Raw genomic sequence first — 23593 nt, 5'->3', positions numbered from 1 at the left:
TGTTTACGGAAACCTTTCTCTCATAGCGGACAGAAAGGAAATCCAGCTAAAAGCCGGTGAGATATTCACGGTAGAGCGTGGAACCGCACATTCATTCAGAGCGGATGACGGCTGCATTTTCGAAGAAATCTCTACGACACATGTCAAGAACGATTCCTACTACGAGGACGAAAGAATTGCAGCATTAGATCTGATTGAGAGAAAAACCTTGATGGAGGATTGGTAATGCAAAGGGTTTTTGAAGTATCCGGATTTCCTTGGGTTAGCGTAATTGTGCCTATTTACAATGTTGAAAAGTATCTGCCGGAATGTCTGGATAGCATTGTCAACCAGACATTGAAAAACATGGAGATTATACTTGTAGATGATGGAACTCCTGACAAGTGCGGAATAATCTGCGATGAATATGCTGAAAGAGACAGCCGGATTATTGTTATACATCAGCCGAACAGCGGGGTGTCTGCCGCCAGGAACAAAGGACTTGTGAAAGCGAGGGGAGACTATGTAATCTTCTTTGATTCTGACGATATTGTGCCGAAGGAAGCGTGCGAAGCTTTATATAAGGAAGCTATACAAACATCCGCAGATGTGGTATTGGGGGATTGCACGTATATGTTTGCAGGTACGGAACATAGGCATAGAACTTTCAAATCGCCATTTGTAACGGAAGAGCGCCGCTTCATCGACGATATTGTGAGAATGATAATGTACCGTACATATAACCCCGCTAAACCTGATAATAGTACCCTAATAGGGCTTGGTGCGCCGTGGCAGAAATTAGTGGGCAGGGAGCTGTTGGTTAACCGCGCCATTTGTTTTGAATCCAGGGTAAAGGGTGTACGAGATGTCGATAGTCGTATGTTAACACCTTACCATCAGGCGATTTATTATGCCGGTAAAACGCAGTCCGCTTTTGTGGTGTGGGTGGTATTTGAAACGATAGCGGCAGTCAAAGCGATTCGTGCGAAGAAAAGACGAACACAATATTTTGAGTAATCTGGAAGTGGTTGGAGCTATGAATAGAAGCAAAGAAAAAATAAAGTTTGGTAATCCCAAAGGATTATTCAAAATAAGGAAATCCTCACTTAAGGAGTTGTTCTATGTACTTTTGCTTATAGTGCAGCTCAAGCCGGCTTTTTTTAATCAGGTGGAAACTTTAGATACGATTTTCAACGTCGCCAGAATCATATCTGGATTAGTAATCTTATTTTTGTATATAGGGCACGGTTCAAAACCAAAGTTTCCTTTAGTTGTTTTGGGTCTAAGCTTTACTATAATGATTTTTTCAACTTTATTGAATGGAATTGATATCAAAGCTCCAGTAATCAGTATGGCTTCGCTCTTTTGCATGTTATTATTGGTGGATTTTTTACTAGCAAAGAATCCGGATACCGGGATTAATGTGTTAGCAAAAACATTTGAAATACTGTTGATTGCAAACCTTGTTAGTATATTTTTGTTTCCATCTGGTATGTATGATACTGCTGTTGCTATGGTTGACGGTGTAAGAAAAAATTTTCTATTGGGGCACCAAAATTCTATTGTATATTATTTTCTTTCAGGGTTACCTTTTGTTTATATTCGTTATCAGCTTTCAAAAAGACTTGTTAACAAAGTAAAGTTGTTGTTGTATTGTTTCATCAGCATATTTCAAACTTTTTATTTATGGTCTGCCACTGGTTTGATTGTAAGTGTATTTGCACTGACAGTTATTCTAATTTATCCTTACATCCAACATAATTGGTTATACAAAATTGTTTGTGCAAAAACGGGAGTCATATTATTTTTCTTACTCTCATTTTCATTTGTTTTCTGGGAATTAAGTGAAAGGTTGAAGTGGCTAATTTCTGACATTTTAAATCGCGATGTTACGTTGTCAAATCGCACATTAATATGGTCGATTGTTTTCGAATACGTCGAGAAAAAACCGATTATGGGTTATGGCATGTGGAATTCCGAGGGGTTTTCGGACTTAATTGGCATCAAGGAAGCAATTCACGCACATAATCAGATGTTAGTGTACTTGTTTACTGGTGGAATGGTTTTGCTACTACTATTTTCAATATTAATGATTATTTTCGCGATTCGAGTTGACGCTGTCAAAGATTCTTATTCTGCCTGTTTGATTGCCATATTTATTGCACTAGCTGTGGCAAGCATAACTGAGCCACCTTTTACGGTTGTATTATCTACTAATATTATTTTTATCCTTGGATTTAGACTTGATGATATCCGGAATTATCGTTCGTCTTTTAAAAATTAGGCAATAAGCAAGGAAGGGTTATTTAACAATGTTAAATAAATACTTAAGCAAGTTAAGCAAATTGTTAAGAATGTCAAGGCGCATTCCTGCTTCCGAGTATCTCCGTGCGTTAATCGGCATACGGATTTATACTAGCTCCGATATAACGGGGAACATATGCAAAATTCTCCGTGCCTCCCGAATTTATATTAATCAAGATAGTAGGTTTGTTTACTCTATTGATCCATGGAAAATTGTATGGGCGCGAGGGAAAAAGACAGTAAGCAACAATACACCGGCCTATGAGAGAATTCTGAAATATGGGCTGGAAGAACTGCGTCCAAGCGATATCAACTCATCAGTAGAAAAACGCCGCCGGGTACTCGATGGGGTGATAGCTTACGCAACGAAACTGCAAAAAGCTGTTGAGCATAGTAACCACTCGGACAAAGAAATTATTGCTGCGCAATTGGCCAATATGCAAACAAAGCCGGCTTCGGATTTCCGTGAGGCTCTGCAACGGATTCTTTTTGCCAATAGCCTTATTTGGCAAGCTGGACACCGGCTTAACGGACTTGGTCATCTGGATAGTATACTTGAACCGTATTACACGGAGGGCGTTTCAGATGGGACACTGACTCGAGCGGCAGCAAAGGATTTGCTGCGGGATTTCCTTAAAGCGTTGCATGAATATTATTTGTACAAAAGCCAGGTGTTAATGGGGGATACAGGGCAGATTATCATTCTCGGAGGAGATGATGGTAAGGGCGGCTATGTCCATAATGATCTAACAGAGCTTTTCTTAGAACTTTCCAAAGAACTTGTGTTGCCTGACCCCAAAATTCTACTGCGGGTGAACAAAAATACGCCGCGGCGATTATATGAACTTTCGCTGGATAGCATAGCTACCGGTTGCGGCGCGCCACTTTTTACCAATGACGATGTGGTTATTCCCCAGCTTATTGCGTTTGGATACGACAAAGAAGACGCCTATAAATATGGGACAAGCGCTTGTTGGGAGCCGCTGATAGTTGGTAAAAGTTCTGATGCGAACAACGCGGCCTCACTGAATTTGCTTAAGCCACTACTTGTTGTTTTCGATAAGGAAAAACTGAGCGATATGACATCGTTTAATGATTTGTTTTCCGCCTATGCTAAAAGCTTAAGCAACGAAGTTCAGAATGTATTTGCGCTTTCTCAGGCCAAACCCTTTGTGGAAGCACCGCTGTTGTCATTGTTCATGGATTTAGACGATCCGTCCAAAGACATCTCTGAAGGGGGATGTAAGTACAACGGGATGGGTATTACGACTGTTGGTATGGCGAATGCGGTTAATTCATTGCAAAACATCAAAAATCTTGTGTTTGACAGTAAAGAATTAAGCTTGTCTGAATTAAATTCAAAAAGGGTAGAAGGCTTTTCTGCTGAATGGGCTAAGGGGTTAAAAGAAAATGCTATTTTCGGACATGATCTAGAAAGGGCAACTGAACTTACGGAAAAAATCAAAGCGGTTGTAAGTACTGAAATCACTGATTTTCACACGAACTTGGGTGGTAAAGTAAAATTTGGTCTTTCTTCGCCTTCTTATATTGATTCAGGAAAAACAACGGGCGCATCCTTCGACGGGCGAGATGTTGGAGAGCCGCTGGCTGTCCATATTTCCGGCGCATCGGGGTTGGCGCCTACTGAACTTGTTTCTTTCGCCTCCGGGCTGGATTACAGCGGTAATAAATTTAACGGCAATGTGGTAGACTTCTTTGTTTCTCCGGATTTCATAAAAAATAACTACGATAAATTTGTGGATTTTCTAATGCTCAGTCAAAAGCGAGGTTATTTCCAAATGCAAATGAATGTCGTATCAGCAAAGACACTTACTGAAGCCAGGAAGAATCCAAAAGCTTTCCCGGATTTGGTTGTCCGTGTATGGGGCTTTTCCGCATATTTCAAGGATTTGCCGGATAGCTATAAAGATGTCTTGATAGAACGTGCTCTTGCAGCGGAAAGCAGGTAAAGAATTTTGCCCTCCATAAAAAAAAATTATCTTTATAATCTGACATATCAGGTTGTTGCAATACTGGTTCCGCTTGTAACGACCCCATACGTATCCCGCGTCCTTGGAGCCGAAAGTGTTGGGGTTTATAGCTTTACCAACTCCATTGTCACCTATTTCGCATTATTTGCTGCATTTGGCACGGCCTTGTATGGCCAGCGTCAAATTGCATACGTGCGAGAAGATAAAACACAGCGAAGCCAGGTTTTCTTTGAAGTTCTGTTATTCCGGGTGATTTTTACATCAGTCTGTACAATAGTCTATTTTGGTTTTCTCATTATTTTTACCCCTCAAAATATGATGGTATATTGTATGCAAGGTATTTTGCTGATTGCCGTGGCGTTTGACATTTCGTGGTTCTTTATGGGATTGGAGCAGTTCAAGAGAACCGTCTTAAGAAATGTCGCCGTAAAGCTGGTGGGAATGGTACTCATTTTTATACTTGTAAAATCTCCGAGAGATATGGCTTTATACGCAGGAATACTAGCGGGGTCCCAGCTTGTCGGCAACATATCCTTGTTTCCATATCTGCGCGGATTAATTAGCTTTTCAGGAATAGGAAAGATCAACCCTTTTAGGGACACAAAGACAATCGCCACCTTGTTTTTCCCAACTATTGCCGTCAGCATTTATACCGTTCTTGACAAAACAATGATTGGTGTCTTTACTGAATCAGCAGTTCAAAATGGATATTACGAGCAGTCTGAAAAAATTGTAAAAACAGCGCTTACCTTAGTTACATCCCTTGGAGTGGTCTGTATCCCACGTATTGCGGCCGCTCATGCGGCAAAAGATATTGACACTATTAAAAGAATCATATTTCGAAGTTACCGCTTTGTTTGGCTGCTTGCGTTGCCTTTGATTGGTGGGATAATTGCGCTGGCGAGCCAGTTTTCCGGATGGTTTTATGGCCCGGGGTGGGACGAGATCCCGGTCTTGATATCCGTCTTTTCCTTTTTGCTGATTGGCATCGGAATCAACAATGTTACAGGCGTCCAGTATCTAATACCTGTGGGCTTGCAAAATGTTTTTACCGCCACAGTCATTGCGGGAGCCGTAATCAACGTTGTTTTGAACCTATTGCTGATTCCGCATATGGCTGCTTTGGGCGCGGCACTTGCCTCCGTGGTCGCTGAGATAGCGATTGCGGTTATACAATTGATTTATGTGAGAAAAACATTCCCCGTCAAGGATGTTGTTGCGCCTATGCCAAAGTACCTTGCTGGTGCTGTCTTGATGACGGCGCTGTTATGGTGGGCAAGGGGGTTTTTCTCATCGACAATATTGGCGACGGGTGTTCTCTTTGTCGCTGGAAGCGCAGTATACGCAGTAAGTCTTTTGATATTACGGGATTCATTCTTTTTAGAGATTTGTAAGCAAATGCTGCGAAAAGCGAGGAGACACACGTGAGTGATAGAGTATTGGTTACAGATATTCAGAGGTTCTGCCTTCATGACGGCCCCGGTATACGCACAACCGTATTTTTGAAAGGTTGTTCGTTGCATTGCCCCTGGTGTGCGAATCCTGAGACAATTTCGTCCGCGATTCAGGAAGCCACGGTTGACAATGGTAATATCATGGCTTTTGGGGAATATAAGGGACTTGGTGAAATTGAGAAGACAATCCTCAAAGATTCACCATATTATGAATGCGGAGGTGGCGTAACATATTCCGGCGGGGAGCCGCTTCTTCGCACTAAAGAAATTGAGCCATTATTATCAAGTTTGAAGGTTAAAGGTATTAATCAATGTGTGGAGACTTCTCTTTTCGTTCCCCCTGCATTGTTGGAAATCGCCATGAGATATGTCGACGAGTGGATGGTAGATTGCAAAATTATTTCTGATGCCGAAAAATGCAAGGCGGTTTTGGGTGGAAATCTGCAACGATATTTCGATAACTTGAAAACTCTTTTCACACAAATTGATCCAGCGCATGTCACAATACGCATTCCGTTCATTCCTGGGTTTACAGACGACGAAGACAATTTGGGTGAAATTACGTCATTGATGGCTATATACAAACCAGGCACAGTAGAGATATTAGAAGCACATAACCTAGGGAAAGCAAAGTACGAGAAATTGGGCCAACAACCTCCGGAATACAAAAAGCCCTTGGTGGAGACTATGGAGGCATTTGTTGGAAGTTTAAAAACGAATGGACTGAACGGAAAGGTACTCAAAATATAACAATTGTGATCTGAAAGGGTTGTGAAAATATGTATAACTTCTTAATCATTGGTGCTGGTCTGTACGGCGCGGTAATAGCGCATGAAGCAATAAAGCGCGGTAAGTCGGTCCTTGTCGTAGACAAGCGAGACCATATCGGCGGAAACATCTATACCCACGCTGTTGAAGGCATCAACGTCCACCAATATGGCGCACATATTTTCCACACCTCGGACAAATCCATCTGGGATTACATAAACAGCTTTGCCGAGTTCAACAACTATGTAAACAGCCCGATAGCCGATTACCATGGTGAGATTTACAATCTGCCGTTTAACATGAATACTTTCAGCAAAATGTGGGGGATAAAGACCCCGGACGAAGCGAAAGCAATAATAGAAAAGCAAAGGGCGGAAATCACCGGTGAGCCGCAAAATCTCGAAGAGCAGGCTATTTCACTTGTTGGTTGGGACATCTACGAGAAGCTGATTAAGGGCTATACAGAAAAACAATGGGGGCGTTCCTGCACAGAGCTCCCGGCCTTTATCATCCGTCGTTTGCCAGTACGGTTCACTTACGATAACAATTACTTTAATGATCGTTATCAGGGTATTCCCCTTGGAGGATATACCGCAATCATTGAGAGAATGCTTAAAGGCGCGGAAATCAGGCTTAATACCGACTATCTTGGGAAGAAAGTTGAGATAGATGCGTTAGCGGAAAAGGTGGTTTACACCGGACAGATCGATGCCTATTTTGGATATAAACTGGGTGAGCTGGAATACCGTAGTGTTCGCTTTGAAACGGAAGTGCTGGATACGGATAACTACCAGGGCAACGCTGTGGTCAATTACACGGACAGGGAAACACCCTTTACAAGGATTATTGAACACAAGCACTTTGAGTTTGGCACGCAGCCAAAGACGGTAATCAGCCGCGAATACAGTGCCTCTTGGAAGTGCGGTGACGAACCTTATTATCCGGTAAATGATGAGAAGAATAACGCTTTATATGAAGAGTATCGCAAGTTGGCGGCTCAAGTGTCAAAAGTATTTTTCGGCGGACGTCTTGGTGAGTATAAGTATTATGATATGGATGTTACTATTAAATCAGCCTTAGCCCTGGCTTCAAAAGTGTTACGATTAGGAGAATTTTAAACAGGGTTGTTTTACTGACTGGTGGGGCCGGATACATTGGTTCCCACACAGCGATGGAATTGCTTGCTCGGGTCGGAAAAGGCCGAAAAGGCCATCGAAGATCGTCTTCGAGGGTCAACTTTTCCTCCCAAAGGGGACTGGTACTTCTCAGAATTTGTCGAATGAATTTTTTAGGTAATTATCATGATGGTTATAGAGACCTGTACTGCTAACATAGTGGTTCTTTCGTAATTGTCAAAAAGTCTGCACATAGCAATAGCCAATGGGAACTAATGCTCGGGTCGGAAAAGGCCTTCGAAGATCGTCTTCGAGGGTCAACTTTTCCTCCCGAAGGGGACTGGTACTTCCCGGAATTTGTCGAACAACGAAAAGTGTACTGGAACCTTTCATTTTTCGAGTGATCATAACTCACATTATAGGACCCAACTCAATATCCGGGCTCGGGTTACTTATCGCAATTACAAAGAAATCCTTAATGATGACCTTTAATACAGGAATTCCATGGATGTTACTTGACTCTAGTAAGTTACATTCGTAGTCAAGAATTACAGTTCATTTGTCAAGGTAATAATGGTATAATAAGGCTAAAGTGCGTGTCTGTGTCTTATCGATGTTTTTGTCCCTTGAAATTAAAGAAAAAAGGTTGTTGTGTATGAGCTGGAAGCGTACATTAGACAGAGCGGCCATAATTGAAAAGTTGTTTATTGTAGACGCTTTACTGCTTGAAGTATTGAGCATAGGAGAACGGGTTGAATTAATTGTTTTTGGGTCCAGTGCCTTCTCTCTGAAAGGATTTATTACACGACACACTGCAGATATAGATACGTATACTATTAAAAATAATAGAGTAAGAATGATTCTTGAAAATTACGATTTTAATGATAGAGGTTCAAATATCGTCAATCTTTGTGAAGACTTTGAGGACCGCTTAGAACGATTGAATATTGATCTTAGCAGTTTGGATGTATATGTTCTTGGGAATTATGACTTGATCATATCAAAAATTGGAACAAACAGACCTCAAGACATTGAAGATATTAAAGAATCTGGGCTTATCAATGTAATTGACTTTGATTATTTGGAAATACTATTAGCAACAAAACTTAGTACACCTGTAAACGAAGAGAGAATTTGGAATGATTTTCGTTATATCAAAAGTCTAAGAGTAGAGAAGTAGGTGGTATTATGACTTTTCAAGAATTTGTCGAACGATATAAAAATGAATTAGGAGTTAATGTATCTTCTCTTGAAGAGTTGCTTGAATATGCTCAAAAAAGCCATCGTTTTAAGAACTTACTATTTCTATATATGTTGAAAGACAAGGGCACGTTTAATCGAATGGTAGAGTTAAGTCACCGTAATCGTTTTGCCAAAAAGATGGTTACAGACTCAAAACAGACGCTGAAGCGATTAAACAATGGTGAATTGTACGACAACCAAGATATGAAAAAGCTTGTGAGTTATTTAAATAAAACTGTGATAAGGAATTTACAACCTCTGGATGGGCATATGGAGGATTGGGAGTTTAATGGTTATTCAAAGATATTAAATAGCTATTTAGTTGAAGAAAGAAAAAGAAAGTTAGACGTAAATTTGAGGAATAATGTTCATGCTAAAATGAAATCAGTAGATTGGAATAATTTGTTTGTCAGTAAAAATTGAGGATCTCATTAAATGAGGTCCTTTATTTACGGGTCGGAAAAGGCCTTCGAAGATCGTCTTCGAGGGTCAACTTTTCCTCCCAAAGGGGACTGGTACTTCCCGGAATTTGTCGAACAACGAAAAGCAACGAAAAGTGTACTGGACCCTTTCATTTTTCGATTGATCATAACAATCATTATAGGACACAGATATCAATGGCTTACCAACTATTCTCCACTGATTAGTGACATTAAGTTGTTTACATTTGTATGGAAAGAATTCAGTTAGCCTGCCACGGTAATAATGGCATAATAGGGGAAAAGTTTGACTAAAGGGATCGTACCGTGCGCCGAGCTGGTTTCGTTACATGACAGTGAAGGTGGGGACAGGTGGATATACCTCCAACTGCTTGGTCAGGTTCTTCATCATCTCATAGGCCGCCTCGCGACGTTGTTCCTTTACCTCGGGGTCTTTGTCGTTTAATACTTTAAGGGCCATCAAGACATTTTCAAAAGCTCTGAGCAATTGATCCCGATAAAAGATGTATTTCGCTTCTGCGGTCATGATAGGGATTAGGCCTTCCGTTGTTTTAATCTGATTTTCCAGTTGGGTGATTTTTTCGGCATATTCACTGTTGTCACGATCTTCTTTGGGCATAACTTCTTTTTCGCGCAGGCTTTTCTGCTCATTGCCGGATTGAGGCCGGCAATCTTTTACCTGCTGATCCAGAGATTGGTTTACAGTGGTTAACCGGCTGAGTTCGCTGTCTTTTTCGTTCACCTGTTTTTTGAGATCTTTATGGTCCTGTGTAAGTTGCTCCAATTTTTGGGTAATGGGAAATTATGGAAATACGAGCCGGGTATTAAAGAAAGGTTTGCCTATGCAAATCGGATTCGTATCCGATTTTGCATAGGCAAACCAAGGGTGGAAGACTTTGAGGGAATAGAAATCGTTAACAGTGAGACTCTATTGCTTGAAGCACTGCATTAATCAACTAAAGTGGAAAAGAACCTATTTACCGCTTACGTATTTTAAGTGACCAAGCGAGAACAGCAGGCTGATCTCGCAGTAGAATGCAGGAGGAATTCATGCCTTGGTCTCAGAGCTTGCCTGACCACTGTCGCAACACTAGGACTGAAGCTTAATAATTGATGACACCCCAGAATGGTAATCATTCCGAGGTTTTTGCTTACCAGCGGCACCTGATTATTAAGCACTTACCTTGTATTAGCAATGCATAACTGATAAAATGTAACTACAATGTAGTTACTTGATAAGGATAAGGAGGGATTGTAATGGAAATGGACATTATTAAAATTGGTAATTCTAAAGGAATCCGGATTCCTCATGCAGTTTTAAGGCAATGTGGTATAGATTCAAAAGTGGAATTGGTAGTTGAAGACAATTTTATCATCATTAAACCGGTGAGAACACCCCGACAAGGTTGGGCAGAGGCATTGGAACTTATGCACAAAAATAACGATGACATTCTGTTGATTTCTGAGGAGATTGACAATGAAACGCTGGAGGTATGGGATGAACCAAACTATTGAGCAGTATTCCTTGTATTGGGTTGATCTGAATCCAACAAAAGGAGCAGAAATTAATAAAACCAGGCCATGTGTGGTTATTTCTCCTCCAGAAATGAATCAGCATTTGCGTACGGTTATGATTGCACCAGTTACCAGCAAGGGTAGGGAAGGATATCCTACCCGTATTAGGCTTACCGTTGGCGATGTGGATGGGTGGATTGTATTAGACCAGATTCGGACGGTTGACAAAGCAAGGCTTTGCGAAAAAATCGGAACTATGGATGCTGCTTCGATACTTGATGTGAAATGTACTATCAAGGAAATGTTGGTAGATTAAGAGCGTGTTGAGGTACGAGGACCTCAATCGTCTTCGGGGGTCAACTTTTCCTCCCAAAGGGGACTGGTATTTCCCGCAATTTGTCGAATGTCGAATAACTGATCGGCCCATAGAGATCCTACGCATACAACTGAATAGGGCGGGTGGGCGGCCGAACCCCGGAAAGGGGGGGAGGCTTATGAGTATGTACCAGGCATTGATGTTTGCCGTGGCGTTTGCGACTTTAGTCGTTCTAATAATTAACAGAAAGCAAAAGAGCAAGTAGCCCACCCCTTCCCCTAGGGAGCTTCTTGCTCTTTACCACTGGTAGCCGCTCACTGCGGCCAGTTGTACAACCGGGATGTCCAACTTTGTTCGTGTCTGAAAATCCTTATCTAAATTATTCTTTCCTTCGACAGATTACAAAGGACTATGCATGCTATGAATGTTAAACTTAGAGAAGTAGTGGAGGAGTGGATGATATACTGTGGCGAGGAAAGCAAGAATTTGGTTTCCGGGAGCTAGTTATCATATTATGTGTCGCGGGAATCATAGGCATGACATATATAGAGATGATGAGGATAGGCAAGTCTATTTAACAATTCTGAGAGAGACTAAGAGAGTTCATGGTTTCTACTTGCATTCATATTGCCTCATGTCGAACCACGTACATTTACAGATTGAGACGGTAGATATAGATATAAGCACAATCATGAAAAGAATCAGCTTGCTTTATACACAGTTTTTTAATAATAAGTATAACTTTGTAGGTCATTTATTCCAAGACCGATTTAAGTCTGAACTTATTGAGTCAGATCAGTATCACCTGGAGATCAGCAGATACATACATTTAAATCCTGTTCGGGCGAATATGACAGAGCTATCGATTGATTATGAATGGAGTAGTTTCCGTGATTATATGGGTATTCGAGTAAACTCAATTGTAAATAAGGAGAAAACCTTGGGCTATTTTTCTGAGCCAAGGGCTGAACGTTACCGGATGTTTGTAGAGGGGGGTAAGTAGAATGGCAACAGTTATCCGTTCCTTTGCCTTGTCGGGTGTTAATGCCTACTCGGTAACTGTCGAAACAGTAACCCTACATGGCCAACCCTCGGTGAATATCGTTGGAATGGGCGACACAGCAGTGAAGGAGGCAGCTCATCGTTTAGAGGCCTCTTTGACCTATGGTAGTTTCGAATTCCCAAAGCTCAAAGTAGTGATTAATTTAGCTCCTAGTGGAATTAAAAAGAGTGGTTCACACTTCGACCTAGCGATGGCGATTTCGTTATTACTTGAAGCAGGACAAGTTTTACTCGATAGGGAAGAACTTTCGGATTCTGCATTCATCGGAGAGCTTTCTCTGAATGCAGAATTGCGCTCCGTCAGTGGAGTGCTTCCCATGGTCATTGCAGCCAGAGAAAGTGGTATGAAGCGCATTTTTGTCCCTTTTGAAAATTATCGTGAGGCGAGCCTTGTTAAAGGGCTGGAGATCTATGCTTTTAAATCTCTTGGTGACGTCATCGGATTTTTGCAAGGAAAACAAGAGTACTGTCCTCCGAACTTTGAAGAAGGTGAGAAATTCCGTGATTCCCATGAAGACCTTGACTTTGCTGATGTTAGAGGACAGGATGTACTCATAGAATATATCGTCGCGGCAGTGGCCGGGGGGCATAATATCCTCATGATTGGTTCTCCGGGATGTGGGAAATCCATGATCGCGAAACGTATATCGACCATTATGCCGGAGCTCAGTGAGGAGGAAGCCCTTGAGATTACGAGAATTTATAGTATAACTGGTCATTTGCGTGAACGAAGGAGTTTAGTTACTGAACGCCCTTTCCGCTCGCCACATCATAATGCTTCGATGAATTCACTGGTTGGTGGTGGGAGCCCAGTTGTTCCTGGTGAAATTTCGTTGGCTCATAATGGAATCCTTTTTCTTGATGAGATTGCGGAATTTGATAAAAAGAGTCTGGATGCCCTTCGACAGCCAATGGAGGATAAAGTTGTTACGGTTTCAAGGGTGAAGAGCACCGGAGTTTTTCCTTCGAACTTTATGCTTGTTGCTGCGATGAATCCTTGTCCGTGTGGGTATTACGGGCAACCTCGCTGCCGCTGTACGGATTACGAGGTCCTTAAATACAGACAAAAGATATCCGGTCCCATATTGGATCGAATTGAAGTCCATAAATACGTTCAGCCTGTTAATTTCCTGAACCTATCAGCTCAGGTGAAAGGACGAAGTTCGAATGAACTTAAGGAACAGGTTCAAAAGGCAAGGCGTATCCAACAAGAACGGTTCAGTGGAATTCCTAGTGTTAATTCAAATGCCCAGATGACTGAAGCGATGATCAAAGAATTTTGTCGACTCGATTTAGAGAGTACTCAGCTGCTAAGTCTTGCCTTCGATAAGTTTCAATATAGTGCTAGAACCTACAACAAATTCCTTAAGACAGCAAGAACGTTTGCCGACCTTGAGGAATCGGACGTTATTCGTAAAAAAGATGTGAGTGCCGCCTTGATGAGTAGGGATTTAGATAAAGATCGAAGTGGGATGCTAGTGGTTTAAACTTCTTTAAGGAGGCTTTTGTGGTTACATATTGGCTATGGCTTAGTCATTTAAAAGGAATAGGGCCGGCAACTTTAAGGAAACTTGTGGACGGATTGGGTTCACCCATGGAGGTATATGAAGCGACGCGCGAAGATTTGCTCAGTGTTAAGGGGCTGAGGTCCGGGCTGATTGAGCTAATATTAAGTCAGCGTTCATTAGAAGCAGCTAAACAACTTGAAGATTACATGCAAAAATTTGAAATTAAACTTTTGACCTACGATGATTCGCGTTTTCCTTGTTATGTAAATAAGTTTCCAATCCTTCCAGCGATACTTTATTACCGCGGGAATTTACAAAAACTGACCTCGTGTGTTGGAATAGTTGGAAGCCGTCGCTGTACCTCCTATGGAAAAGGTGTTACTGCTGATGCTGCAGCTTTCCTAGCTCACGCAGGTATAACGGTAGTTAGCGGTATGGCGAAGGGAATCGATAGTTATGCTCACACAGCTTGCCTTAAGGCGGGGGGATATACCATAGCTTTTCTGGCTAATGGTGTGGATTTCTGCTATCCTCCGGAACATCAAACGCTAATGGAAGAAATAATTAAAAGAGGAGCGATTGTTTCGCCTTATCCTCCGGGGATACGACCTAGGCAAGAATACTTTCCAGATAGGAATAAGCTCTTGGCCGCTTGGGTGGAAAAGCTTTTGGTTGTGGAGGCAGCAAAAAGGAGCGGAGCATTAATTACTGCTGAATACGCTAAAAAATATAAACGAAAGGTGTTTGCAGTTCCAAATAACATTCATAGTCCTGAAAGTGCTGGAACGAATCATTTGATTTTGAATGGAGCGGAAATTTATCTTAGCCCCGATCAATTAATAAACAGTAATATAATGGAGATAAACGACTCCTTGACTAAAGTGCCGATAGAGGTTAAGAAGCAAAAGCAAATTAAGAGTTTCCCTGAGAATCTTCAGGAGAAGATGATTCTCAATCGATTAGACCAGGCTCAGAGTATAAACAGTCTTACCGACGTGTGTAGCGGAAATCTTAGTAGCTTAATAGAACTTCTTTGCAAGATGGAGCTTGAGGGTAAGGTTGTTGTAATAGGGCAGATGGTGAAGAGAGTACAATAATATTGACCTTCGAGCCGGTGCTCGGGTCGGAAAAGGCCTTCGAAGATCGTCTTCGAGGGTCAACTTTTCCTCCCGAAGGGGACTGGTACTTCCTGTAATTTGTCGAACAACGAAAAGCAACGAAAAGTGTACTGGAACCTTTCATTTTTCGAGTGATCATAATCTCCATTATAGGACACAGATATCAATGGCTTACCAACTATTCTCCACCGATTGTGACATTAAGCCGTTTACATTTATATAGAAAGAATTCAGTTAACCTGCTACGGTAATAATGGTATAATAGGGGAAAAGTTTGACTAAAGGCTTACTCTTAATATCTGTGACCTTTTGGGAGGGTATAATGTGTTACCAGAAGACAAATTGAGGGAAGAAGTTAGATACCTAACACAAAGTATGACTGCTAAGGAATTAGAGAAGGCAATAAAATATTTAAAATCACTTTTTGGACAAACAATGGAGGAAGCATTGAGTTACCCTTTATATGATGAAGAAGATTTGACAGAAGAAGATGAGATTTCCATTGTCCAGGGTGAAGAAGATGTGATAGCGGGTAGGATCCATAGCCTAGACGAAATTAAAAAACAGCTGGGTGACTTATGAATATAGTCATTACTACTCGTGCAAAAAAAGATCTGGAGAAACTAGATAAAGCTACTCGAAACCGTGTATATTTAGCTCTAGAACATTTTGTTGCTGGTCAACGTGTTGATATAAAAAAGCTAAGAGGATCCGAAAATTACAGAATTAGGGTTGGGGAGTGTAGAGTTATTATAGATATTTCGAAACAAACTGTAACAGTATATACCTTTAGAGTTCTTCACAGTAAGGAAGCCTATGATAAGTAAGGGTGAAAAAGACCTCAGCTAGAGGGAAGCCCCTTGCTCGGGAACTGCTTCCCGTTGGTCAGCGTTCCGGACAGGTTCCTGGAACCTTTCTTTTCTTCGAAAAAATATCCTCATCTGCTAATAAGGAGATTTTACCCTTATCTCCAAAGTTCGCCCCTTCTATAGTTAAAGACTCTAAAGCAAAAAACCTCGTACCGGTCTCTGAAAATGAAAAAAGTTTATCTATACTTCGCATGGCATGTTGTAATAAGAAATGCTCGTACAAAATAGTTGGATGGTTTTGAATCCATTTCCTTTCCGAATCATGAGCATATATTACATTCTCAACTACACTTAAAGCACTCTTATGGAAACCTAAAAGGCTTAAACCATCCTTTTTAATAATCCGGATACCATTTAAGATCCTTTCATAATCAATGGAAACACTTTGAAATCCTGTTGTTTGTGAGTCTCTAATTATGTAATCCAGCCTGTCAACATCAATTATTGGGGAATTCAGCAGTTCGATAAAACAATTCAAAACATCATAATTCTTTTTGTCTGTATTACGGAATTTAAATCCGGTTATACAGCGAGAAAAGAAGTCGCGTTCGTCAGGCGTTTGAAAATGCTCTTTAAAAGTTACTAAGGAAACAATACAACTCATCATTTCATGGGGCGCGGCAGCTTTTCCATTTTTATAATAGTGTTCGACATCAGCAGTAAAGGTAGCATCTTCCACTAAGGAGATTAATTTCGTATATATGGCCGGAGGATTCGATGAATCCGCTAAAAAAAGCAACTCTCCCGTATGTGAAAAGGGTGCATGTCCTACATCATGAAGTAAACAGGCTAATTCAAAAAGGCGTTTAATGTTGCCTAATTCATCTTCTTCGAATGTTTTATCATCATCTTGAAGTGATTTATAAGCTACGTTAAACGCCTTTTTTCCTAAATAATAAACGCCGATAGAATGCAAGAATCTATTGTGAAATGAGGCAGGGTACAAGGGGGCATAACTTGTTTGCCTAATATTTCTAAGTCTTTGAAAACAAGCAGTATCAATAATACTACTTACAAGTTTGGAATCAATTTCTACATATCCATATATCGGATCCTTAAAAAGCTTGAAACTCAAACTGCGACCCCCAATTCAGCGAGAGATTTAGTATCTGTAAAGGCCAACAAGCTATCAATAGTCAAGAAAGCCCTAAAACGATTGCGCAAATCATCAACAGTTTTTTCTGCTTTTAAAACTATAGCATCATTGTTTAGCTCACTCTGATCAATCTCAAAGAAATCTGAATAATTTCGGATTAATTCATTGGTATGTTCTTTAGAAATCAAAATAACCGCTTCACTACCATTTTCACGCAAAACACTCATAACAACAGTTCCATATTTAACAAGTGTTTCAAAACTTACTCTTCGGCAAGCACCTTTTTCTAAAAGCTCTATCAAGGCATTTGCCACCAAGTCCTCAATTCCAATAAATCTGCACATAAAAAACCAACCTCATTCCCAATAAAATAGAATAGACCTCCAAAACCGCGAACACTTTGCCAGATGATTACGGTAATTGTAATGTCTATTGTCTTGAAAAATTATGTACCGTTATACACTAATATAGTATGTTAGGCAGCTTGTACTATGTCAATGATCCGCGTGTTTATGATGTTTTTATTATAACTTAAGCGCCTAAAACTGGCAAATGTTTGGGGTAGGCAAAGTCCGTCAAGATTCATCTTTAGGGGGGATTTTTCACCCAAGGGGATGATGCTAGCTCGCTCTACTCGCCGGAACCTTTCTTGTGCGCCCGGCATGGGCGCAATCCACTGGTACTTCCCGAAATTTGTCGAACAACGAAAAGTGTACTGGAACCGTTCATTTTTCGAGTGATCATAAACTCATTATAGGACTCGGATATGAGCTAAATTTAAAGCTAGCTTTTACTCTTACGAAAAGCTGAGCATTACAGTTGACAAAATAAGTAAATTCGTCTAATATAAAATTATATTTTACTTTAGACGAGGTGTTTGCTTGTGTATATACAAAGAGCGCTAGAAGATACTGTCCGAAAAGCATCAGCATCATTTCCCGTGATGCTTGTAACCGGCCCGCGCCAGGTAGGAAAATCAACGATGCTAGAAAGATTAGCAGAGCCTAACCGCAAAATTGTGACCTTGGACGATCCGGATATCCGATATTTAGCAAAGAGTGATCCTGCATTATTTTTGCAAAGATACACACCGCCTGTTTTGATTGATGAAATCCAATATGCTGCTGCCGAATTATTTCCGCATATCAAAATGGCGGTTGATAAATCAAAGCGTAATGGGGATTTTTGGATCACCGGATCACAGGCATTTGTCATGATGCAGAATGTCAGCGAATCTCTTGCAGGTCGCGTCGGGATTATTAACTTATTGGGTTTATCGACTAATGAAATTAATGCAGTCTCATCCGAAGTATTTACGACAGACTCGGATAGGTTGATGAAACGCATCGAAAAGGTTAAGAAGTTTGATCTTAATAGCCTGTATTTCCGCATCTTTAAAGGCTCCATGCCGAAGCTCTATGCAGATAATAATGTAGACATTGAAATGTATTATCGCTCCTATATCGATAGTTACCTTAAACGTGACATAAAGGATTTGACACAGGTTGCAGATGAAATGGCTTTCTACAATTTCATGACTGTCGTTGCGGCAAGAACAGCAAAGCCTGTTGTTTATGACGAAATTGCCCGCGAATGTGGCATATCATCTCCTACAGCAAAAAAGTGGCTTTCCATCCTCATGTCATCCCATATCATTGCACTAGTCCAGCCGTATTACAACAACCTCTTAAAGCGAGTCACAAAGACGCCGATGCTTCACTTCCTTGATACAGGGCTTTGCGCCCATCTGTTGAAATGGGGTAATCCCGAAGCTCTGGAAAGAGGGGCTATGTCTGGAGCATTTTTCGAGAGTTATGTTTTTTCGGAGATTTACAAGAGTTACCTGAACGCAGGAAAGGAACCACCCATATATTATTACCGTGACAAGGATAAGAAGGAAATTGATCTGATAATCTACGAGAACGGAGCGCTTTATCCTATCGAAATTAAAAAATCAGCTTCCCCTGGCAAGGATGCCATTAAGCATTTTGGTGTGTTAGAATCCGTTACAGAGCCAGAAAAGTTCGGTGAACTTTCTCAGACGAAACTGAAAATCGGGAACGGCGCAGTCGTCTGCATGGCAAATGATCTGCTTCCCATCAATGCAAAGAACTGGTATGTTCCTGTATGGATGATCTAATTTGAGGTTCCCGTGCTCGGGTCGGAAAAGGCCTTCGAAGATCGTCTTCGAGGGTCAACTTTTCCTCCCAAAGGGGACTGGTACTTCCCGGAATTTGTCGAACAACGAAAAGCAACGAAAAGTGTACTGGAACCTTTCATTTTTCGATTGATCATAACTCACATTATAGGACACAGATATCAATGGCTTACCAGCTATTCTCCACCGATTAGTGACATTAAGCCGTTTACATTTGTATAGAAAGAATTCAGTTAACCTGCTACGGTAATAATGGTATAATAGGGCAAAAGTTTGACTAAAGACTTACTCTTAATATCTGTGACCTTTTGGAAGGGTGTAATGTGTTACCATCCACTTGTCCAGCCCTTTCCGTTGCTTTAGTCACAGAATATGTGGACATACTCATTATTTCAGGGCAACTCATCAAGCAGCTCAAGTTTTCGATTATAAAGGAGTGTCCAAAGCCAGATAGCTTGGAACACTCCTTTATAATCTCCTTTTAAAGGACTTTGACGAAGAAGCTGACGGCTAGAATAGCGGCGAGGGCAAGTATCAGTGTGCCGCCGATGATAATCCAATTTTGTTTTTTGTAGCTTAATTTATGCCAGAGCAAAAGTAATCCCCCCATCAAACATTGACAAGTATTATTCTAACAAAACAAATAAGCTTTATCTATGTATCACTGTGTTTAAAATGGATAGGAAAAACGTCCTGTGTTTTCATAAAAATGATTTAAGATATGTCGTTTGGTATCCTTAATATTGTCAAATTCACGTCTTCGGGGTCAACTTTTCCGCCCAAAGAGGACTGGCACTTCTCTGTGTTAATACTTAAAGGAACGCAAAAGAGCAAGTAGTCCATTCCGCCGGGCACCTTGCTCTTTCATCATCGCCGCTCACTACGGTCAGTTGTATAACCGGGATGTTGACGCATCCCGGTTTTAATCTATACTATTTCTTAGCTAATTATACCTTAATAAAGGTAATGACATCAAGTTAGGGAAGATACGGCTAAAGAAAAAGGATTTAATCGCGGAAGGGTAAAATAGTATTTATTCATCTGAGAGTTTTGGGACAAAATGAGGGTAGGGCCAAAGGGATCGCACCGTGCGCCAAGCTGGTTTTATTACATGACAGTGAAGGTGGGGACAGGCGGATATACCTCCAACTGCTTGGTCAGGTTCTTCATCATCTCATAGGCCGCCTCGCGATGCTGTTCCTTTACCTCGGGGTCTTTGTCGTTTAATACTTTAAGGGCTATCAAGACATTTTCAAAAGCTCTGAGCAATTGATCCCGATAAAAGACGTATTTCGCTTCTGCGGTCATGATAGGGATTAGGCCTTCCGTTGTCTTGATCTGATTTTCCAGTTGAGTGATTTTTTCGGCATATTCACTGTTGTCACGATCTTCTTTGAGCCTAACTTCTTTTTCGCGCAGGCTTTTCTGTTCATTGCCGGAGTGAGGCCGGCAATCTTTTACCTGCTGATCCAGAGATTGGTTCACAGTGGTTAACCGGCTGAGTTCGCTGTCTTTTTCGTTCACCTGTTTTTTCAGATCTTTATGGTCATGTGTAAGTTGCTCTAATTTTTGAGTAGTCTGCCGGCCTGCTTCAACGGCCTGATCTCGTTCTTCTCTAGCTTGGTCCCTTTCCTGTAAGGCTGCTTTCTTTTCTTCTACGGCTTTTTTCAGTTCCAGAGTCGTCAGGCCTTCAATATCCAGTTCGGTGACAAACTCGGCCCGTTCTTCTTCAGGGATGCCTAAGAGGAGGAGGGCCTGGGAGTAGGTCAGATTGGAAAGAGTTTGTGTCCGGGTGCCGGTGCCAAGAGACGCCGAATCCTCGGAGCCGTAAGTTGTGGCGATGCGCATCAGTTTTTCGGCTCGGCTTTGTGAGAAGCTGACGGATTCCTTCAGCCATGTGCTCCATTCTCCATGAGGGACTTTGGTTTTAGCTTCTTTCAGGCGTCGTCCGATCTCAATGAGACTGTAAAGCAGGATTCTCCCGGCCTGATATTTGATGGTGTTGATTTCTGCGGCGATGACTTGAGGTGTTCTCTCCTTTGCGGCGGATTCTGTCATAGCGATGGCTCCTGTCTTTCATACTTCAATCATAAGATATGTGGAAGAGTATGGAAATGTGAGCCGAGTATTAAAGAAAGTTTGCCCATGCAAAATCGGATTCGTGTCCGATTTTGCATGGACAAACTAAGGGTGGAAGACTTTGAGGGAATAGAAATCATTAACAGTGAGCTACTGGGAGAGTTTGCAGAGGATAAAAGAGTATCCTGAGAATTGTAAAGGGGAATTTACAACATGCGTAAAAAATGGCCGCGGTTATTCTACATAAGCTTGGCTATTGGACTGGCATGCCTTTTAGGCTTAGCAGTACAAATTTTCTCTGCCAAGACGTCGGTTCCAACTCCGCCTATTAAGGTCCTTCAGATTCAAGTGCTAACGGTTCCTTCTTACAACTTAAGTGAGATGAGTAATGACTCAACCTTTGACCTCAGTGGTGCTCCGGATACGACTCAAGTGACTGGATTTAGTATCACCGTTGACGAGTCATGTGACTTAAAATTGAATATGACCGATAAAACAATTCCTCTGTCAGGAGGACAGCCCACCTGGGTAAACCTCGATGACTTAATACCGGGAACCCAAGGCGGAGATGGAATTAGCTTAAGAACCTTTAGAAGGTTTTACAGCAAGAGTGTTGAAATTCAAGGGAAATTTCTAAAAGATGGTAGTGTCTTTGGAAGTCTATCCACGACCATAAAGCTCTAGGCAGAGGTTGTCGCAGAACCTGTAGGAACCACCGGGTTCCTTTTTTATTTGCCTGTAGTTTATACGGATGTAAAAAGACCGGAGCAATTCTATAATGAATTTTGAAACAATGTTTGGGGTTTTGCGGGACTGATTTAGGAGGTTGACATGGAAGAGAAAGTAGATTTAAGGCAGTATTGGGGTGTGCTGCGAAAACGATGGATCATCGTGGTGGCTTTGCCACTCATCGCGGCACTCACCAGTGGAGTGATTAGCTTTTTTGTCATAAAACCGGTTTACCAAGCTTCAACCACCTTGATTGTGGGAAAGAAAGCTGCAGAGTCCGGCCAAGAGGCAGTCAAAATGCTCGATAATAATGTACTTCAAGCGAACCAACAACTTGCCAAAACCTATGCCCTGATCGCCCAAAGTCGTACCGTCGAAGAAAAAGTGATCGAAGAACTGGATTTAGAGCTGACGGTTGAAGGACTCGATCGTCTGATCTCCATAAATCAGGTGAAGACGACAGAAATCCTGGAAATCCAGGTGAGCAATACAAACTCTGAGCTGGCAGCCTCGATAGCCAACACAATGGCGCAAGAGTTTTCTAAGGCTGTCATTGAAATTAAAAAAGTTGACAGTGTAAGTATTGTGGATACTGCAGTGATTCCGGATAAGCCCATTAAGCCTAATAAATTGCTGAACATATTGATTGCCTTTATTGCCGGCCTTATGGTTTCCCTTGGCTTGGTCTTCTTGTTGGAATATATGGATAACACGGTAAAGACTTCGAGTGATGTTGAGAAGCTTTTAGGGATTCCAGTACTGGGAATCATTCCAGACTATGAAATGGGAAAATAAGAGCGAGGGGGGACGATTTCATTGGTCTATTCGTTAATCACCTTTGAGCAAACAAAATCTCCAATCTCAGAGGCCTATCGGTCGCTTAGAACAAATGTTCAGTTTACGAGTGTGGATTCAGACACTCAGAAAATAGTCGTCACAAGCTCAGGCCCTAGGGAGGGGAAATCTCATACCGTCGCTAATCTCGCGGTTAGTATAGCTCAATCCGGAAAATCTGTGCTGATTATTGACGCTGATTTACGTAATCCCACTCAACATAAACTATTCGGGTTAGATAATAGAGCAGGGTTATCGGTTTACCTGGTTGAGGATCAGGACTATCGAAAGTATATCTGGGAAACAGTTGTGCCTGGTGTCCGGGTTCTCCCGGCAGGTCCCGTTCCTCCAAATCCTGCAGAGCTCGTCGGGTCCAAACGGATGAAATGCTTGATCGAGGAAGTCAGTGGGGAATTTGACATGGTGCTCATGGATACTCCTCCTGTTATTGCAGTTACAGATGCCGCGATTCTTGCCCTGGAAGTTGATGGTGTCATCTTAGTCTTAGCCTCAGGGGAAGTGGACAAGGGGCATGCGCAAAAAGCCAAGGGTCTGCTGGATAAGTTGGGGATAAAGATCCTCGGCGCGGTTCTCAATAAAGTGGCCATGAATACCAAAGGATATTATTGTTATAACTATTATAACGCTGCAGACGATACGAAGAAGAAGCAAAGCAAGATGGCTTATCTGTAGATATGGAGTGGAGCAGAAGGCATCAAATGTGAAGATTTTCGTAATATTTCCCGAAATAGGAGGGATTTAGGAAAAGATGTCAAACCTATCTCAATAGGAAGGGAGGTAATTTAATGAACTTTGACAAGATTGCTGAATTAGTTCACGAATTAGCTAAAAACCCAAATCGCAGCTCTGTAGAAATACCGCTGTTAAAATCTAACCGCGAAATGAGTAACTGCGAATTGAACGCCATAGCAAAGGTGTTCTCGCAAGAAAAAATATCGGCTAATTCTTTAGCGGCTGTAATGAAACCGACTCTTTATTGGGTATAAAGGGGCCAA

General features: G+C 41.5%; 24 protein-coding genes. 20 read left to right on the top strand and 4 right to left on the bottom strand.

Annotation, left to right across the window (positions count from 1 at the left end; genetic code table 11):
* Positions 1–225: 225 nt before the first annotated feature.
* The 8 genes from DESYODRAFT_RS26775 (at position 226) to DESYODRAFT_RS23765 (ending at position 9276) form a co-directional block, all read left to right on the top strand.
* Positions 226–996 (top strand): glycosyltransferase family 2 protein, encoded by a 771-nt coding sequence (locus DESYODRAFT_RS26775; RefSeq protein WP_007786990.1) that lies wholly within the window; start codon positions 226–228, stop codon positions 994–996.
* Between the two features lie 19 nt (positions 997–1015).
* Positions 1016–2263 carry an O-antigen ligase family protein gene (locus DESYODRAFT_RS23795; protein ID WP_042339075.1) on the top strand — a complete coding sequence of 416 codons (1248 nt, stop codon included), beginning with the start codon at positions 1016–1018 and terminating at the stop codon, positions 2261–2263.
* A gap of 28 nt (positions 2264–2291) precedes the next feature.
* Positions 2292–4253, top strand: coding sequence for a pyruvate formate lyase family protein (locus DESYODRAFT_RS23790; RefSeq protein WP_007786986.1), 1962 nt, complete (start codon positions 2292–2294; stop codon positions 4251–4253).
* A 6-nt stretch (positions 4254–4259) separates the two neighbouring features.
* Entirely contained in the window at positions 4260–5702 is a 1443-nt protein-coding gene (locus DESYODRAFT_RS23785; RefSeq protein ID WP_007786984.1) for a flippase, read from the top strand.
* Entirely contained in the window at positions 5699–6478 is a 780-nt protein-coding gene (locus DESYODRAFT_RS23780) for a radical SAM protein (protein ID WP_007786983.1), read from the top strand. Before DESYODRAFT_RS23785 ends, DESYODRAFT_RS23780 begins: the two co-directional genes overlap by 4 nt.
* Positions 6479–6507: 29 nt before the next feature.
* On the top strand, positions 6508–7614 hold the full coding sequence (glf, locus tag DESYODRAFT_RS23775) for a UDP-galactopyranose mutase (RefSeq protein WP_007786981.1): 1107 nt from the start codon (positions 6508–6510) through the stop codon (positions 7612–7614).
* A gap of 652 nt (positions 7615–8266) precedes the next feature.
* On the top strand, positions 8267–8791 hold the full coding sequence (locus DESYODRAFT_RS23770) for a DUF6036 family nucleotidyltransferase (RefSeq protein ID WP_042339071.1): 525 nt from the start codon (positions 8267–8269) through the stop codon (positions 8789–8791).
* Between the two features lie 8 nt (positions 8792–8799).
* The gene (locus DESYODRAFT_RS23765; RefSeq protein ID WP_007786979.1) at positions 8800–9276 is read left to right on the top strand and encodes a hypothetical protein; all 477 of its coding nucleotides are present in this window, start codon (positions 8800–8802) and stop codon (positions 9274–9276) included.
* 342 nt (positions 9277–9618) lie between these two features.
* Here the strand turns inward: DESYODRAFT_RS23765 and DESYODRAFT_RS23755 are convergent, their stop codons facing one another.
* Complete coding sequence (locus DESYODRAFT_RS23755; RefSeq protein WP_207636354.1) at positions 9619–10035, bottom strand: hypothetical protein; 417 nt, start codon at positions 10033–10035, stop codon at positions 9619–9621.
* 515 nt (positions 10036–10550) lie between these two features.
* Between DESYODRAFT_RS23755 and DESYODRAFT_RS23750 the strand changes: the two genes are divergently transcribed.
* From DESYODRAFT_RS23750 to DESYODRAFT_RS23720, 7 genes are all read left to right on the top strand, one after another.
* Positions 10551–10808, top strand: coding sequence for an AbrB/MazE/SpoVT family DNA-binding domain-containing protein (locus DESYODRAFT_RS23750; RefSeq protein WP_007786975.1), 258 nt, complete (start codon positions 10551–10553; stop codon positions 10806–10808).
* Entirely contained in the window at positions 10792–11124 is a 333-nt protein-coding gene (locus tag DESYODRAFT_RS23745; protein ID WP_007786973.1) for a type II toxin-antitoxin system PemK/MazF family toxin, read from the top strand. Before DESYODRAFT_RS23750 ends, DESYODRAFT_RS23745 begins: the two co-directional genes overlap by 17 nt.
* A 466-nt stretch (positions 11125–11590) precedes the next feature.
* A complete protein-coding gene (locus DESYODRAFT_RS23740) occupies positions 11591–12127 on the top strand; it encodes a transposase (RefSeq protein ID WP_007786971.1) in 537 nt (178 codons plus the stop codon).
* A gap of 1 nt (position 12128) precedes the next feature.
* Positions 12129–13673, top strand: coding sequence for a YifB family Mg chelatase-like AAA ATPase (locus DESYODRAFT_RS23735; RefSeq protein WP_007786970.1), 1545 nt, complete (start codon positions 12129–12131; stop codon positions 13671–13673).
* Between the two features lie 20 nt (positions 13674–13693).
* Positions 13694–14791, top strand: a complete 1098-nt coding sequence (gene dprA / locus DESYODRAFT_RS23730; RefSeq protein WP_007786968.1) for a DNA-processing protein DprA — start codon at positions 13694–13696, stop codon at positions 14789–14791.
* Between the two features lie 345 nt (positions 14792–15136).
* Positions 15137–15394: a hypothetical protein gene (locus DESYODRAFT_RS23725; RefSeq protein ID WP_007786967.1), complete on the top strand. Its 258-nt coding sequence runs from the start codon at positions 15137–15139 to the stop codon at positions 15392–15394.
* Positions 15391–15639, top strand: a complete 249-nt coding sequence (locus tag DESYODRAFT_RS23720; protein WP_007786965.1) for a type II toxin-antitoxin system RelE family toxin — start codon at positions 15391–15393, stop codon at positions 15637–15639. Before DESYODRAFT_RS23725 ends, DESYODRAFT_RS23720 begins: the two co-directional genes overlap by 4 nt.
* Positions 15640–15697: 58 nt before the next feature.
* Here the strand turns inward: DESYODRAFT_RS23720 and DESYODRAFT_RS23715 are convergent, their stop codons facing one another.
* The gene (locus tag DESYODRAFT_RS23715; RefSeq protein ID WP_007786963.1) at positions 15698–16756 is read right to left on the bottom strand and encodes an HD domain-containing protein; all 1059 of its coding nucleotides are present in this window, start codon (positions 16754–16756) and stop codon (positions 15698–15700) included.
* The gene (locus tag DESYODRAFT_RS23710) at positions 16753–17121 is read right to left on the bottom strand and encodes a hypothetical protein (RefSeq protein ID WP_042339070.1); all 369 of its coding nucleotides are present in this window, start codon (positions 17119–17121) and stop codon (positions 16753–16755) included. The genes DESYODRAFT_RS23715 and DESYODRAFT_RS23710 overlap by 4 nt, the downstream gene beginning before the upstream one ends.
* Before the next feature lie 539 nt (positions 17122–17660).
* On the opposite strand from DESYODRAFT_RS23710, the gene DESYODRAFT_RS23705 reads away from it, so the two are divergent.
* Complete coding sequence (locus DESYODRAFT_RS23705; protein WP_007786961.1) at positions 17661–18917, top strand: ATP-binding protein; 1257 nt, start codon at positions 17661–17663, stop codon at positions 18915–18917.
* Between the two features lie 1125 nt (positions 18918–20042).
* Here DESYODRAFT_RS23705 and DESYODRAFT_RS23700 read toward each other — a convergent pair.
* Positions 20043–20993 carry a DUF3102 domain-containing protein gene (locus DESYODRAFT_RS23700; protein ID WP_007786959.1) on the bottom strand — a complete coding sequence of 317 codons (951 nt, stop codon included), beginning with the start codon at positions 20991–20993 and terminating at the stop codon, positions 20043–20045.
* 234 nt (positions 20994–21227) lie between these two features.
* On the opposite strand from DESYODRAFT_RS23700, the gene DESYODRAFT_RS23695 reads away from it, so the two are divergent.
* From DESYODRAFT_RS23695 to DESYODRAFT_RS23680, 4 genes are all read left to right on the top strand, one after another.
* Positions 21228–21698, top strand: a complete 471-nt coding sequence (locus DESYODRAFT_RS23695; protein WP_007786957.1) for a hypothetical protein — start codon at positions 21228–21230, stop codon at positions 21696–21698.
* Positions 21699–21845: 147 nt separating this feature from the next.
* Positions 21846–22538, top strand: a complete 693-nt coding sequence (locus tag DESYODRAFT_RS23690) for a YveK family protein (RefSeq protein ID WP_007786955.1) — start codon at positions 21846–21848, stop codon at positions 22536–22538.
* Between the two features lie 21 nt (positions 22539–22559).
* Positions 22560–23270 (top strand): CpsD/CapB family tyrosine-protein kinase, encoded by a 711-nt coding sequence (locus DESYODRAFT_RS23685; protein ID WP_007786954.1) that lies wholly within the window; start codon positions 22560–22562, stop codon positions 23268–23270.
* A gap of 113 nt (positions 23271–23383) precedes the next feature.
* Positions 23384–23584, top strand: coding sequence for a hypothetical protein (locus tag DESYODRAFT_RS23680; protein WP_007786953.1), 201 nt, complete (start codon positions 23384–23386; stop codon positions 23582–23584).
* Positions 23585–23593: the final 9 nt, after the last annotated feature.

The organism is Desulfosporosinus youngiae DSM 17734 (genome assembly GCF_000244895.1).
Lineage (GTDB): Bacteria > Bacillota > Desulfitobacteriia > Desulfitobacteriales > Desulfitobacteriaceae > Desulfosporosinus > Desulfosporosinus youngiae.
Note: the sequence above shows the minus strand (reverse complement) of the source record. Positions and strands in the feature narration are given on the sequence as shown.